Origin of the sequence: Enterobacter cloacae complex sp. FDA-CDC-AR_0164 (assembly GCF_003071645.1) — a bacterium.
In the GTDB taxonomy this organism is placed as follows: domain Bacteria; phylum Pseudomonadota; class Gammaproteobacteria; order Enterobacterales; family Enterobacteriaceae; genus Enterobacter; species Enterobacter ludwigii.
Genome location: NZ_CP028950.1, coordinates 1,195,815 through 1,209,769, shown reverse-complemented (window position 1 = coordinate 1,209,769; position 13,955 = coordinate 1,195,815). Strand labels below are relative to the sequence as shown.

General features: G+C 54.6%; 11 protein-coding genes and 1 tRNA gene. 6 read left to right on the top strand and 6 right to left on the bottom strand.

Features of this window, described 5'->3' with window-relative positions; translation table 11 throughout:
* Nucleotides 1–107: 107 nt before the first annotated feature.
* The 4 genes from AM410_RS05885 to AM410_RS05870 all read right to left on the bottom strand — a co-directional run bounded on the left by AM410_RS05885 (nucleotide 108) and on the right by AM410_RS05870 (nucleotide 3,705).
* Nucleotides 108–1,046, bottom strand: coding sequence for a sugar kinase (locus AM410_RS05885; RefSeq protein ID WP_014168134.1), 939 nt, complete (start codon nucleotides 1,044–1,046; stop codon nucleotides 108–110).
* Nucleotides 1,047–1,049: 3 nt separating this feature from the next.
* Nucleotides 1,050–1,799, bottom strand: coding sequence for a sugar phosphate isomerase/epimerase family protein (locus tag AM410_RS05880; RefSeq protein WP_078775036.1), 750 nt, complete (start codon nucleotides 1,797–1,799; stop codon nucleotides 1,050–1,052).
* Nucleotides 1,800–1,902: 103 nt separating this feature from the next.
* Nucleotides 1,903–2,919 (bottom strand): LacI family DNA-binding transcriptional regulator, encoded by a 1,017-nt coding sequence (locus AM410_RS05875; protein WP_032679356.1) that lies wholly within the window; start codon nucleotides 2,917–2,919, stop codon nucleotides 1,903–1,905.
* Between the two features lie 123 nt (nucleotides 2,920–3,042).
* Entirely contained in the window at nucleotides 3,043–3,705 is a 663-nt protein-coding gene (locus AM410_RS05870) for an OmpA family lipoprotein (protein ID WP_014168137.1), read from the bottom strand.
* A 212-nt stretch (nucleotides 3,706–3,917) separates the two neighbouring features.
* Between AM410_RS05870 and AM410_RS05865 the strand changes: the two genes are divergently transcribed.
* Nucleotides 3,918–6,197, top strand: a complete 2,280-nt coding sequence (locus tag AM410_RS05865) for a molybdopterin guanine dinucleotide-containing S/N-oxide reductase (protein ID WP_236900119.1) — start codon at nucleotides 3,918–3,920, stop codon at nucleotides 6,195–6,197.
* Here AM410_RS05865 and AM410_RS05860 read toward each other — a convergent pair.
* Together AM410_RS05860 and tag are read right to left on the bottom strand one after the other, a co-directional pair.
* Nucleotides 6,166–6,606, bottom strand: coding sequence for an N-acetyltransferase (locus AM410_RS05860; RefSeq protein WP_014168139.1), 441 nt, complete (start codon nucleotides 6,604–6,606; stop codon nucleotides 6,166–6,168). The two genes, AM410_RS05865 and AM410_RS05860, sit on opposite strands and share 32 nt — an antisense overlap.
* Nucleotides 6,584–7,165 (bottom strand): DNA-3-methyladenine glycosylase I, encoded by a 582-nt coding sequence (tag, locus tag AM410_RS05855; RefSeq protein WP_014168140.1) that lies wholly within the window; start codon nucleotides 7,163–7,165, stop codon nucleotides 6,584–6,586. Before tag ends, AM410_RS05860 begins: the two co-directional genes overlap by 23 nt.
* Before the next feature lie 162 nt (nucleotides 7,166–7,327).
* Here tag and AM410_RS05850 point away from each other — a divergent pair, with 162 nt between their 5' ends.
* The 5 genes from AM410_RS05850 to dppA all read left to right on the top strand — a co-directional run bounded on the left by AM410_RS05850 (nucleotide 7,328) and on the right by dppA (nucleotide 13,816).
* Complete coding sequence (locus AM410_RS05850) at nucleotides 7,328–8,026, top strand: autotransporter domain-containing protein (RefSeq protein WP_020882635.1); 699 nt, start codon at nucleotides 7,328–7,330, stop codon at nucleotides 8,024–8,026.
* Nucleotides 8,027–8,264: 238 nt separating this feature from the next.
* On the top strand, nucleotides 8,265–9,467 hold the full coding sequence (locus tag AM410_RS05845) for an L-lactate MFS transporter (protein WP_025206420.1): 1,203 nt from the start codon (nucleotides 8,265–8,267) through the stop codon (nucleotides 9,465–9,467).
* Between the two features lie 261 nt (nucleotides 9,468–9,728).
* A complete protein-coding gene (gene eptB / locus AM410_RS05840) occupies nucleotides 9,729–11,420 on the top strand; it encodes a kdo(2)-lipid A phosphoethanolamine 7''-transferase (RefSeq protein ID WP_032679360.1) in 1,692 nt (563 codons plus the stop codon).
* A gap of 91 nt (nucleotides 11,421–11,511) precedes the next feature.
* Nucleotides 11,512–11,588: transfer RNA gene (locus AM410_RS05835), tRNA-Pro, on the top strand.
* A 620-nt stretch (nucleotides 11,589–12,208) separates the two neighbouring features.
* Nucleotides 12,209–13,816 carry a dipeptide ABC transporter periplasmic-binding protein DppA gene (gene dppA, locus AM410_RS05825; protein ID WP_014168145.1) on the top strand — a complete coding sequence of 536 codons (1,608 nt, stop codon included), beginning with the start codon at nucleotides 12,209–12,211 and terminating at the stop codon, nucleotides 13,814–13,816.
* Nucleotides 13,817–13,955 lie beyond the last annotated feature (139 nt).

Below are 13,955 nucleotides of genomic sequence, written 5' to 3'. Positions count from 1 at the left end.
GGCTTGCCTCTGTTGTTGAGGTTTGTACCGCCGTTGTATGTAGGGTACACGGTGGTTTGTTTTGTTTCCCCCTGACCTACCTGAGGAGAGGGGGAGGGAAACGGAATTTATTCGTTCAGCTGTGCGCGGGTCGGTAATCCTTCACTGTCGCCCTGCACCTGGATTGCCAGCGAGCCAATTTTATTGCCCCGGGCGACGGCCTGCTGCAGCGGTTTGCCTTCCAGCAGGGCACTAATGACTCCCACGGCAAAACCATCGCCAGCGCCGACGGTATCAACCACGTTATCAACCTTCACGGCCGCGACTGCGCCTTGCTCGCCGTTAGCCGTTTTAAACCAGGCGCCATCGGCGCCGGTTTTCAGCACCACCGCTTTTACCCCTTTGTTAAGGTAAAAATCGGCAATCCCTTCAGGGGTGTTTTTACCGGTCAGGATCATGCCTTCTTTCACGCCCGGCAGAACCCAGTCAGCCTGAAACGCCAGACGATTCAGCTTCTCGACCATTTCCGCTTCGCTTTTCCACAGTACCGGGCGCAGGTTAGGATCGAATGAGATCGTTTTCCCCTGAGCCTTCATGGTGGTTGCGGCATGATCCAGTAATGCATACGAGCTGGCAGAAAGCGCGGCCGCCACGCCGCTCAGATGCAGATGGCGTGCGGAGGCGAAATAGTGGGCGTGGTAATCCTCGACTGAGAGGTGGCTCGCCGCAGACCCTTTACGGAAATACTCCACAATGGGATCGGTTCCATTTTCGACTTTCGATTTAAGCTGGAAACCGGTCGGGAAGCGTCCATCGAGGGTGACGCCGGAAGCATCAATGCCCTCTTTTTTCAACGAATCGAGAACGAAATGGCCAAAGCTGTCATCACCCACGCGGCTGACCCAGCCGACATTCAGACCCAGGCGCGCCAGGCCGGTCGCGACGTTCAGCTCAGCCCCCGCCACGCGTTTGATAAAGTGCTCCACCGTACTCAGGTCGCCCGTTTCGGTGGCGACAAACATCGCCATGGCTTCGCCGATAGTGATCACATCCAGCGTCTTGTGCATGGTTTACTCCTCACGCAGCAGGTTTACGTAATGACGGGTGACGGCGGTTAAATCCGCCCCTTCCAGCGGGAACTCGATACCACGCGGGGCATCGGCGGGCAGCTGACAAAGCAGATCCAGCCAGCGCGCATCGGCCCGATCCGGCGCCACGGCGCGGAAATTTTCTTTATGCGGCACGGCGGCTTTAACGTGGATATAGCTCACTGCGGAGGCCAGATGGCGCGCGGCTTCTTCCGGGGAGTCGCCCACCCACAGCCAGTTGCCCATGTCGAACGTCAGCGTGACGGGCAGCGCCATGTCCCGGCAGGCGGCTTTGAAGCGCTGCATCGGCGCAAGCTGGCCGCAGTCGGTCTGGTCGTTTTCCACCACCAGGGCCATACCGCTTTCATCGAGCAGGGCACGCAGGGCGTGAAGCGGCTGGGTGTCGCTGAAATGACCCAGCGAGACCTTGAGCCACAGCGCATTCAGGGTACTGGCTTCGCTGAGATAACGGGGCAGGTCAGGGTTGAGGGCGCCATCGGGCATAAACAGGGCCGCAGGGGCGGAGTAGCATGCCAGCAGGCCCAGCAGCTCAATGGATTCACCCAGCGCGGGCAGCGCCAGCAGCTCTTCGCTGTTGAACAGCTCGCGGCGGATCTCGACGCCGTCGGCACCCGCGCCCGCAATGACGGGCAGCATTGCCCGTTGACCACCTGCCTGTCGCACCTGTTCCGCGCCATACGCGGCGGTGACCACCATGATTTTTCTGCCCATCGTCGGACTCCATCGCAATACATCAATACTATTACGCTAGATGGAACCGGTTCCAAAGAAAAGGTCAGGATGTTGAATTTATGATCGGTATCACAAGGGAAAATTAACGGGCGGTGGAGCCGCGAACAATCAACTCGCCGGAAAATACCTGTTCGCGAACGGCATCGCTGGTGCCTTCAATACGACGAACCACTTGTTCAACAGCGGCATAGCCAATCTGCCAGGTGGGTTGTTTGAGGGTGGTGATCCCGACGCCAGCCAGTTCTGCCCACTCGAGTTCGTCGAACCCCAGCAGACCGATATCGCTTCCCCAGTGCAGGCCGATGCGCTTAAGCGAGCGGGCGACCTGCAGGGTCAGCGCCCCGTTGGCAGAGATAACGGCTTTACGCATTCCGCGATGGCGGGTGTGGAACTGCCGCAGGGTATTGTCGAGCTGATCGGCTTCGTGGAGGGGCGTTTCGGCATTCTCGGCAATCACGCCGGGGTAACGCTCCAGCGTGGCACGAAACGCGCTCAGTCGCTCACGACGGGTGTTGACCATGCCCAGAGGTTCGCTCAGAAACAGGATGGCTTCAAAGCCCTGTTCAATCAGATGCTCAGTGGCGGTTGTCGCCGCCTGAGTGTTATCCAGCCCGACGACATCGCAGGCGAATTCCGGGATTTTGCGGTCGATGAGAACCATCGGCAGGGAGGATTGCTGCAGGCGGTTTAAGCCCTCTTCACGCATGCCCACGGCATTCACCACAATCCCTTCGACCTGATAGCTGCGCAGCAGATCCAGGTAATGCAGCTCCTGATCGACTTCGTTGTTGGTGTTACAGACCAGCGGCGTAAAGCCCTTTTCGCGACAGGCGGCTTCAATTCCGCTCAATACGTTAACGGAGTAGGGATTGGTGATATCGGCGATGATAAGCCCGATAAGACGGGTACGACCCCGTTTGAGCCCGCGCGCCATAAGGCTCGGGCGGTAGTCGAGATCGGCAATAGCCTGTTCAATACGAGCGAGCAACGCATCGGACAGCAGATGTTTCTCGCCGTTGAGGTAGCGTGAAATGCTGGTTTTACCGGTTTTGGCGGCTTTCGCCACGTCGCTGATTGTGGCCCGTGTTGGTTTGCTCATCGCTGAATTCCCTGAAGTGAGTGAGAACACCTTAGCGGGAAAATTAGCGATGGCAAGCGGTTCATGCCGACGTGGCGGCATGATGCCCTATCCCCCTCTCCCCCTGGAAGAGGGGGGCAGCCCTTACTGAATTGGGCTTAAGGTAATCTCAACGCGACGGTTCTGCGCTTTGCCTTCCGCCGTGCTGTTGCTGGCGATAGGGTTTGCAGGGCCCATGCCGCTGGTACGGATGCGGTTTGCTGCAACGCCCTGCGTGATCAGCGAGCTGGCCACAGAATCGGCACGCTGCTGAGACAGGCGCATATTCAGATCCTGGCTGCCGGTGCTGTCGGTATAACCGATCACATTCACCGCGGTCTTGTTGTACTCTTTCAGCACCATTGCCACGCCGGTCAGGGTGTTCGCCCCTGCTGGTTTCAGCGTTGCGCTGCTGCTGTCGAAGGTGACGTTGTTTGGCATATTCAGGATGATGTTATCGCCGCTGCGCGTCACGCTCACGCCGGTGCCTTTCATTTTGTCGCGCAGTTTTGCTTCCTGCACATCCATGTAATAACCCACGCCGCCGCCCAGGGCTGCACCTGCCGCTGCGCCAATTAACGCGCCTTTGCCGCGGTCTTTCTTGGAGGAGGAGAGTGCGCCCACACCGGCCCCTACCAGCGAGCCGAGACCCGCGCCGATGCCGGATTTACCTGCTTCGCTTTCACCGGTGTAAGGGTTTGTTGTGCAGCCAGAAACAGCCAGTGCACCGCTCACCAGAGCGGCAATAACGAATACGCGTTTTTTCATCTTATTTCCTTAATCCTTTTTATTCTTTGCCACGACGCGCGTGGCAGTTGATTATGACGTCCAGATACGGAGAAAATTCCGGGTATAACTCTGAAATTTGTGACAAACCATAAACTGCCTCACTAAGAAGGCCGTAAAACCTGCACGCAACCAGGAGCGCACGCTTGAGCACCTCAACAAAAACGATTCTGACCGCCGCCCACTGGGGGCCGATGCTGGTCGAAACCGATGGCGAAAATGTTCTGTCGTCTCGCGGGGCATTGCCAACGCAACATCCCAACTCTTTACAGACCGTCGTTCGCGATCAGGTGCACAGCAAAACGCGCGTGCGCTGGCCGATGGTGCGTAAAGGATTTCTGGCGTCGCCAGACAAGCCGCAGGGTATTCGTGGTCAGGATGAGTTTGTCCGGGTGAGCTGGGATGACGCGCTGGCGCTGATCCATGCGCAGCACAAACGTATTCGCGACACGTATGGCCCGTCGTCCATTTTTGCCGGATCTTACGGCTGGCGTTCAAATGGCGTGCTGCATAAGGCTTCGACGTTACTGCAGCGCTATATGAGTCTGGCCGGGGGGTATACCGGGCATCTTGGGGATTACTCCACCGGCGCAGCGCAGGCGATCATGCCCTACGTGGTGGGCGGTAACGAAGTGTATCAGCAGCAGACCAGCTGGCCGCTGGTGCTGGAGCACACCGATGTGGTGGTGCTGTGGAGCGCCAACCCGCTCAACACCCTGAAAATCGCGTGGAATGCCAGTGACGAGCAGGGGATCCCGTATTTCGATGCGCTGCGTAAAAGCGGCAAGCGCATTATCTGCATTGACCCGATGCGCTCTGAAACCATGGACTTCTTCGGCGACAGCGCCGAGTGGATTGCCCCGCATATGGGCACCGACGTGGCGATGATGCTGGGCATTGCCCATACGCTGGTGGAGAACGGCTGGCACGATACCGGGTTCCTCGCACGCTGTACCACCGGTTTTGACAACTTCGCCGACTATCTGACGGGCAATACAGACGGTATGGCCAAAACGGCAGAGTGGGCGGCAGAGATTTGTGGGGTTCCTGCGGCCAAACTGCGTGAACTGGCAGCGTTATTCCACCAAAACACCACGATGTTAATGTCCGGATGGGGGATGCAGCGCCAGCAGTTCGGTGAGCAGAAACACTGGATGCTCGTGACGCTGGCCGCCATGCTCGGGCAGATTGGTACGCCGGGCGGTGGGTTTGGTCTCTCTTATCACTTCGCCAATGGCGGCAACCCGACCCGCAAAGCGGCAGTGCTGGCTTCTCTGCAGGGCTCGGTTCAGGGCGGTGTAGATGCCGTGGATAAAATCCCGGTGGCGCGCATTGTTGAAGCCCTGGAAAACCCGGGCGGGTTTTATCAGCATAACGGTCTGGATCGCCACTTTCCGGATATCCGGTTTGTCTGGTGGGCCGGCGGCGCGAACTTTACTCATCACCAGGACACGAATCGCCTGATCCGCGCCTGGCAGAAGCCAGAACTGGTGGTTATCTCAGAATGCTTCTGGACCGCCTCAGCCAAACATGCCGATATTGTGCTGCCGGCGACCACCTCGTTTGAGCGTAACGACCTCACTATGACCGGTGACTACAGCAATCAGCATATGGTACCGATGAAGCGCGTCGTGGCGCCGCGTGATGAGGCGCGTGATGATTTTGAGGTGTTTGCTGAGCTGAGCGAGTTGTGGGAAACGGGGGGGCGCGAGCGTTTTACCGAGGGCAAAACGGATTTGCAGTGGCTGGAGACGTTCTACCAGATTGCAGGTCAGCGCGGGGCCCCGCAGGGCGTGACGCTGCCGCCATTTGCACAGTTCTGGGAAGCGAACCAGATTATTGAGATGCCGGAGAGCGAACAGAATGCGCAGTTTGTTCGCTTCGCCGATTTCCGCCGCGACCCGGAGAACCATCCGCTGAAAACCGAGAGCGGGAAGATTGTGATCTACAGCGAGCGTATCGCCCAATTTAAGTATGCCGACTGTCCGGCGCATCCAACGTGGCTTGAGCCGGACGAGTGGCACGGTAATGCCCAGCCGGAACAACTGCAGGTGTTATCGGCCCATCCTGCCCATCGCCTGCACAGCCAGCTTAACTATTCATCACTGCGCGAGCGGTATGCGGTTGCCGGGCGAGAGCCCGTGACCCTGAACAGCGAAGATGCGCGCGCGCGTGGGATCGTTGACGGTGACGTGGTTCGCGTCTGGAATCAGCGTGGCCAGGTGCTGGCAGGGGCGGTAGTGAGCGACGGGATTAAACCTGGCGTTATCTGCATTCACCAGGGGGCATGGCCAGACCTGGAGCCGAGCGAAGGCGGTATTTGTAAAAACGGTGCAGTAAACGTTCTGACCAAAGATCTCCCCAGCTCGAAGCTGGGGAATGGCTGCGCGGGGAACACGGCGCTGGCCTGGGTCGAGAAATATCAGGGACCCGAGCTTACGCTCACGGCGTTTGATCCGCCTGCCAGCTCATGATCCACGTTGGGTGCTGAGTGTCATCCTGCCAGGCGCTGTCTTCAATGCGAAAACCCTGTGCATGATAGAAATTCACCGCCCGGACATTTTTCTGGTAGACCTCCAGGCTTAAATACGGGAAGCGCTGTTGAACATGGTTCAGCAGCGCACGCCCAATCCCCCGACCAATAAAGTCAGTTGAGACAAACAGCGCGCCCACAAACTGGGACTGCATGACGCTGATAAAGCCGCGCAGCATTCCATTTTCTTCCCATACCCAGGTTTCGGCGGCGGGCAGGTAAACATCCCGCACCATACCTTCGTTCTCTTTCCAGTAGCTTGCGCTGATAAACGGGTGCGCCTCCGTGGTGCTTTCAAGCCACAGACTCAGGAGTGGCCCGGCATTATCACTTTCCCATTTGCGGATCATGGTGCCTCCCTGGATGACAGACGCAGCCGGTAACGTGGTCGTTGACCAGGCCACAGGCCTGCATAAAGGCGTAACAGATGGTGGAGCCGACAAATTTAAAGCCGCGTTTTTTCAGCGCCTTAGAGAGCGCATCCGACGCCGGGGTGGAGGCCGGGATTTCCGCGAGCGTGGCGGCCTGGGTAATTTGCGGCGTATTGTTCACAAACGTCCAGACAAATTCTGAGAACGGTTCTCCGTTTTGCTCCATCGCCAGATAAGCGCGCGCGTTACCAATGATGGCCTGGATCTTACCGCGATGGCGGATGATGCCTGCATCCTGGACCAGCCGTTCCACATCATCCTCGGTCATGGCAGCGACGGCGACCGGATCGAACTGATGGAAAGCATTACGATAGTTTTCCCGTTTCTTAAGCACCGTAATCCATGACAAGCCCGCCTGTTGACCTTCCAGGCAGATCATCTCAAAAAGCTTTTTCCCTTCTGTCTCCGGTACGCCCCATTCCCGATCGTGATAGTCGATATAAAGCTGATCCTGGCTTACCCAACCGCAACGCTGCATCGGTTATCTCCCTTAATGAAACGGTTATCGCAAAATTTTCATTCTGTCAGGCTTGACGTGTCTACTATAAAGACAATAGTTAATACAGGGCCATATGCCCGCAAAACTCTTCCTAAACAATGACAAATATCGCCGAATTCGGCTCTCTCTGGAGTCGCTTTGATGATGATAAAAAAAATCAGTGGTCGCCATGCTGTTTCTGGCCTGGCGGGGATTTCAGCCTGTCTGTTTTTTTGTAATACAGCATTTGCCTGGCAACAGGAATATATCGTTTCAGACGCCCAAAGTAATACGGCGGAACGCTATACATGGGATGCGGATCACCAACCGCGTTATGAGGATATTCTCGCCGAGCGGATTCAGTCCTCACAAAATGCCCCTGGACTTGCGCTGAGTTTACCGTCGGGTTCCACGCCGGCAGGGGCCATGAGCGTGGGCTGGAACATTCCGGTGTCAGGGCGTATCACGACCGGTCCGGTGATGGCATGGCGTTATGACGGCACGGCACCGATGATGATCAACGAATTTGGTGACAGCGCGACGACGCAGGGGCTTACCGACCCACTCTGGCATGCCAGTGTCAGCACGCTCGGCTGGCGCGTGGATACACAGTACGGCGAGCTTCGCCCGTGGGCGCAGATAAGCTATAACCAGCAGTTTGGTGAAAACCAGTGGAAATCCCAGTTTGGGATGCCACAGACGCCGGCACCGACGCAAAGCGGCAACTGGATGGATGTAACCGTCGGAACGGATATTCCGTTTAACACGCATATGGCGGCCTATGCGTCGTTGGCACAAGGGGAATACACCACCACGGGTGAGGAGTTTATGTACACCCTGGGCGTGAGCGCTAATTTTTAAGGTTGTTACTTTTTTAAACGTGCCGATAACATCCTGAATACAATAGCCGTGGGGGTTGTAGAGATAGCAGTCACTAACATGCTGTCGCTTCATTCCCCGGCAAGGTCATTCATTCCCGATTTATGGCATTTCATTCCATTCCTCCTGCATTTCATGCCGTTTTACCCCAGGCATATTAAGGTTTTGTTTATCGTTGTCCTCAGCGAATTCCCTTACTTTCTCTTGCAGGACAACTGCCATGAACACATCAACTTACAACCGTACGCGCTGGCTAACGCTTTTTGGCACCATCGTGACCCAGTTTGCGCTGGGGTCGGTCTATACCTGGAGCCTGTTTAACAGTGCACTTTCCGATAAGCTTGGTGCACCGGTCAGCCAGGTGGCGTTCTCCTTCGGCTTGCTGAGCCTCGGGCTGGCGCTTTCATCTTCCGTCGCGGGAAAATTGCAGGAGCGATTCGGCGTGAAGCGGGTGACGATGGCATCCGGTATCTTGTTGGGCGTGGGCTTTTTCCTGACGGCGCATTCCAGCAACCTGATGATGCTGTGGCTGAGCGCCGGGGTGCTGGTGGGACTTGCCGACGGTGCAGGTTATCTGCTGACCCTGTCAAACTGTGTGAAGTGGTTCCCGGAACGTAAAGGTTTAATCTCTGCGTTTGCCATCGGGTCCTATGGCCTGGGGAGCCTCGGTTTTAAATTTATCGATTCCCACCTGCTTGCTTCCGTGGGGCTCGAAAAAACGTTCATGATCTGGGGCGCTATCGTTCTGGTCATGATCCTGTTCGGCGCCACGCTGATGAAAGATGCGCCGCAGCAGGAAGTGAAAACCGTTAACGGTGTGGTGGAGAATGATTTCACCCTCGCGCAGTCTATGCGTCAACCACAGTACTGGATGCTGGCGGTCATGTTTCTGACAGCCTGCATGAGCGGTCTGTATGTGATTGGGGTGGCGAAAGATATTGCTCAGGGAATGGTGAAACTGGATGCGGCAACAGCGGCGAATGCGGTCACCGTCATCTCCATTGCCAACCTCTCTGGCCGTCTGGTGCTCGGGATTCTGTCTGACAAAATTGCCCGTATCCGCGTGATTACCATCGGGCAGGTTGTCTCGCTGGTGGGGATGGCGGCGCTGTTGTTTGCCCCACTGAACGAAGCCACGTTCTTCGCCGCAATTGCCTGTGTGGCCTTTAATTTCGGCGGCACGATTACAGTCTTCCCGTCGCTGGTCAGTGAGTTCTTCGGCCTGAACAATCTGGCGAAAAACTACGGTGTTATCTATCTGGGCTTTGGCATCGGCAGTATTTGCGGCTCGTTAATCGCCTCGCTGTTCGGTGGGTTCTATGTAACCTTCTGCGTGATATTTGCTTTGCTGATAATCTCGCTGGCCTTGTCGACCACCATTCGCCAGCCGCAGCGTGAAGTCTTTAACGAAGCGCATGCCTGACGACAACAAAAAAAGGCCGGTTATCCGGCCTTTTTATTATCTTAAAAACTGAGGCTTAGATGAAAACGTCGGTTTCAGGATTTGCTTTTTTGTAAATAACTGCACCGATCACATTCTCTGTTGCCACTTTTTCCCATCCCTGTGGTCTACTTACCACGCTTGTAGACGTTTCTGATTAACGATCCCCTGAGCGTATATCTAATCTGCCTACTTTTAATACCGAGTGGGCGGTGGTACCGTCCCTTTTTCCGGGTAGCTTGCATGAAATACATTAAATCGATGGCGCAACAAAAGCTCTGCTTTTTGCTGGCGTTGTACATCGGCCTGTTTATGAATGGCGCTGTTTTTTTCCGTCGGTTTGACGGATACGCGCACGATTTTACCGTCTGGAAAGGAGTTGCAGCGGTTGTCGAATTGGTCGCTGCTGTACTGGTCACCTTCTTTTTATTCCGGGTTCTCACCCTGTTTGGCCGCCGCGTATGGCGAGTACTGGCAACGTTTATTGTGCTGTGCTCCGCTGGTGCCAGTTATTACATGACTTTTATGAACGTTGTCATTGGCTACGGCATTATTGCTTCGGTGATGACGACGGATATAGATCTCTCTAAAGAGGTCGTTGGTCTGCACTTTATTCTCTGGCTGGTGGCAGTCAGTACCTTGCCTCTGCTGCTCATCTGGAGCAACCGCTGCCGGTACACGCTGGTACACCAGATTCGCACGCCGGGGAAACGTTTCAGAAGTGTCGCGATTGTGCTGCTCGCTGGGTTGATGGTCTGGGGGCCGATTCGCCTGCTGGAAGTGAAGCAGAAAAATTATGAGCGTACGTCTGGCGTGGACATGCCAAGCTACGGTGGTGTGGTTGCAAATTCTTATTTGCCGTCAAACTGGATTTCCGCTCTGGGGCTGTATGCCTGGGCACAGGTGGACGAATCCTCTGATAACAAATCGTTGTTGAACCCGGCAAAGAAATTTACCTATGACGCGCCAAAAGATATCGATGATACCTATGTCGTCTTTATCATTGGTGAAACGACACGCTGGGATCATATGGGCATTCTGGGTTATGACCGTGATACCACGCCTAAACTGGCTCAGGAGAAAAACCTGGTTGCCTATCGCGGTTACTCCTGTGATACCGCCACCAAGCTCTCCTTACGCTGCATGTTTGTGCGCGAGGGTGGAGCGAGCGATAACCCGCAGCGAACACTGAAAGAGCAAAATGTCTTCTCGGTGCTTCACCAGCTCGGCTTTACTTCCGCTCTGTATGCAATGCAAAGCGAGATGTGGTTCTACAGTAACACCATGGCGCAGAACATTGCCTATCGTGAGCAAATCGGTGCGGAACCACGTAACCGTGGCAAGTCTGTCGATGATATGTTGCTGATTGATGAGATGAAGCTCTCTCTTAATGGAAATCCTGATGGTAAGCATATGATTATTCTGCATACCAAGGGATCGCACTTTAATTACACCCAACGTTATCCGCGTAGCTTTGCCAGGTGGACGCCGGAATGTATTGGTGTGGATAAAGACTGTACTAAAGACCAGTTGATTAACTCTTTCGATAACTCAGTGTTGTATGTGGATCACTTTATCGATTCGGTGATTGACCAGGTACGCGATAAGAAAGCGATTGTGTTCTATGCAGCGGATCACGGTGAGTCAATTAATGAATTTGAGCACCTGCATGGTACGCCACGTAATATGGCTCCTCCGGAACAGTTCCGCGTGCCCATGATGGTGTGGATGTCGGACAAGTACCTCGAAGATCCGGAGAAAGCGAAGATGTTTGCCCACCTGAAAAAAGAGGCAGACATGAAGGTGCCGCGTCGTCACGTTGAACTGTACGACACCATTTTGGGTTGCCTGGGTTACACCTCTCCTGACGGCGGTATCAACGAAAATAACAACTGGTGCAAACTCCCTGATAGCAAGGCGAAAGCCGCGCAGTAACGCGTCTGGCGAGAATATCGCCAGTTGAAGGGCTTTTTTAATTTAAGGGATTGACGGGGGCGCACCTCAGCAGTAAGATGCGCTCCGCATTCGGCGAGTAGCGCAGCTTGGTAGCGCAACTGGTTTGGGACCAGTGGGTCGGAGGTTCGAATCCTCTCTCGCCGACCACATTTAAAGAAGGGCTAACCGCAAGGTTAGCCCTTTTTGCATTAGCAGCTTACTCATCCTGATTCACCAAAACGCCCCTTATCCCGCCTTCTTCCTGTCTGTTAACGATTTTGTGACATAATCCATTGTATTTTTTTATATATAGATTGATCTTTTTTCGCGTTGCTTATGGATAACCTCAGCATTTTTCGCTGTGCGTTTTAACGTTCGCGGTATTTAGTGCTCAGATAATCACCGTTCTGCAAGAAAATTTACCCGATCTGAATAAAAGTTAATCACTGATTGTTGCGAAATATGAAGATAATTGTGCTGCAACATAGCGAGTAGCATAAATTTCCCTGCTGAAAACTGGCATACATAGTTTTTTTAATCTTTGTTTGCGGTTTCTCACACTCAGCGTAAATCCCCGTCACCTGTATTGACGTTTTCACATTCTGTTGACAGATTGTAGGGCATGAGGGGCATTTCAGGGACGATCTGCGCTGCAACTCAAACGCTCTTCTGAAAGGATTCTCCATCCCTTAAACGCCTTCGGGCATCACCGACCGGACCGGGTAAAAAATAAATAAAGGTCTGGCGGCGTAACACAACAAAGCAAAACATCACATTGGAGCAGAATAATGAGTATTTCCTTGAAGAAGTCAGGGATGCTGAAGCTTGGTCTGAGCCTGGTGGCTATGACCGTGGCAGCAAGCGTACAGGCAAAAACCCTGGTTTACTGTTCTGAAGGCTCGCCGGAAGGCTTTAACCCACAGCTCTTTACCTCTGGTACGACTTACGACGCAAGCTCTGTGCCTATCTATAACCGTCTGGTTGAATTCAAAACCGGTACCACGGAAGTGATCCCAGGTCTGGCGGAGAAGTGGGACGTCAGCGAAGACGGTAAGACCTATACCTTCCACCTGCGCCAGGGCGTGAAGTGGCAGGACAACAAAGAATTCAAACCAACGCGCGATTTTAACGCCGATGACGTTGTGTTCTCCTTCGACCGTCAGAAAAACGCTCAGAACCCGTATCACAAAGTGTCTGGCGGCAGCTATGAATACTTCGAAGGGATGGGCCTGCAGGACCTGATCGCTGAAGTGAAAAAAGTGGACGATAAAACCGTTCAGTTCGTGCTGACGCGTCCGGAAGCACCATTCCTGGCTGACCTGGCCATGGACTTCGCCTCTATTCTGTCTAAAGAGTACGCGGACAACATGCTGAAAGCCGGCACCCCGGAGAAAGTGGACCTGAACCCAATCGGTACCGGTCCGTTCCAGCTTCTGCAGTACCAGAAAGATTCCCGTATTCTGTATAAAGCCTTCCCGGGCTTCTGGGGCACCAAGCCGCAGATCGACCGTCTGGTCTTCTCCATCACGCCTGATGCTTCTGTGCGTTACGCAAAACTGCAGAAAAATGAATGCCAGGTCATGCCATACCCGAACCCGGCTGACATCGCGCGCATGAAGCAGGATAAAAACATCAACCTGCTGGAGCAGGCTGGTCTGAACGTGGGTTACCTCTCCTTCAACACCGAGAAGAAACCGTTTGATGACGTGAAAGTCCGTCAGGCGCTGACCTATGCGGTGAATAAAGAAGCGATCATTAAAGCGGTCTATCAGGGCGCGGGTGTTGCCGCCAAGAACCTGATCCCACCAACCATGTGGGGCTATAACGACGACGTTAAAGACTACACCTACGATCCTGAGAAAGCGAAAGCGCTGCTGAAAGAAGCAGGCCAGGAGAAAGGCTTTACCGTTGAGCTGTGGGCGATGCCAGTACAGCGTCCGTATAACCCGAACGCACGCCGTATGGCTGAAATGGTTCAGGCTGACTGGGCTAAAGTGGGCGTTCAGGCCAAGATTGTGACCTATGAGTGGGGCGAGTATCTGAAGCGTGCCAAAGCGGGTGAGCATCAGGCGGTGATGATGGGCTGGACCGGTGACAATGGGGATCCGGACAACTTCTTCGCTACCCTGTTCAGCTGTGCAGCTGCGAAAGACGGTTCTAACTACTCTCGCTGGTGCTATAAGCCGTTTGAAGACCTGATCCAGCCGGCGCGTGCGACCGACGATCACAACAAACGTATCGAGCTGTACAAACAGGCTCAGGTTGTGATGCACGATCAGGCTCCGGCTCTGATTGTGGCTCACTCCACCGTGTACGAACCAGTGCGTAAAGAAGTGAAGGGCTACGTGGTTGATCCACTGGGCAAACACCACTTCGAAAACGTCTCTGTTGAATAATAAGTAGGGTGTTCTCCCTCTCCTTTACGGAGAGGGCAGGGGTGAGGGCGTGCATGCATTCCCTCACCCTAATCCTCTCCTGAAGAGAGAGGGAATTTACATTTGTGAGCAATACAGACGTCACGCCAACTGGTTGTAC

What these genes read in the sequence shown, in the direction of transcription:
- AM410_RS05885 (WP_014168134.1), bottom strand. Translation starts at nt 1,046, where the DNA reads ATGCACAAGACGCTGGATGTGATCACTATCGGCGAAGCCATGGCGATG.
- AM410_RS05880 (WP_078775036.1), bottom strand. Translation starts at nt 1,799, where the DNA reads ATGGGCAGAAAAATCATGGTGGTCACCGCCGCGTATGGCGCGGAACAG.
- AM410_RS05875 (WP_032679356.1), bottom strand. Translation starts at nt 2,919, where the DNA reads ATGAGCAAACCAACACGGGCCACAATCAGCGACGTGGCGAAAGCCGCC.
- AM410_RS05870 (WP_014168137.1), bottom strand. Translation starts at nt 3,705, where the DNA reads ATGAAAAAACGCGTATTCGTTATTGCCGCTCTGGTGAGCGGTGCACTG.
- AM410_RS05865 (WP_236900119.1), top strand. Translation starts at nt 3,918, where the DNA reads ATGCTGGTCGAAACCGATGGCGAAAATGTTCTGTCGTCTCGCGGGGCA.
- AM410_RS05860 (WP_014168139.1), bottom strand. Translation starts at nt 6,606, where the DNA reads ATGATCCGCAAATGGGAAAGTGATAATGCCGGGCCACTCCTGAGTCTG.
- tag (WP_014168140.1), bottom strand. Translation starts at nt 7,165, where the DNA reads ATGCAGCGTTGCGGTTGGGTAAGCCAGGATCAGCTTTATATCGACTAT.
- AM410_RS05850 (WP_020882635.1), top strand. Translation starts at nt 7,328, where the DNA reads ATGATGATAAAAAAAATCAGTGGTCGCCATGCTGTTTCTGGCCTGGCG.
- AM410_RS05845 (WP_025206420.1), top strand. Translation starts at nt 8,265, where the DNA reads ATGAACACATCAACTTACAACCGTACGCGCTGGCTAACGCTTTTTGGC.
- eptB (WP_032679360.1), top strand. Translation starts at nt 9,729, where the DNA reads ATGAAATACATTAAATCGATGGCGCAACAAAAGCTCTGCTTTTTGCTG.
- dppA (WP_014168145.1), top strand. Translation starts at nt 12,209, where the DNA reads ATGAGTATTTCCTTGAAGAAGTCAGGGATGCTGAAGCTTGGTCTGAGC.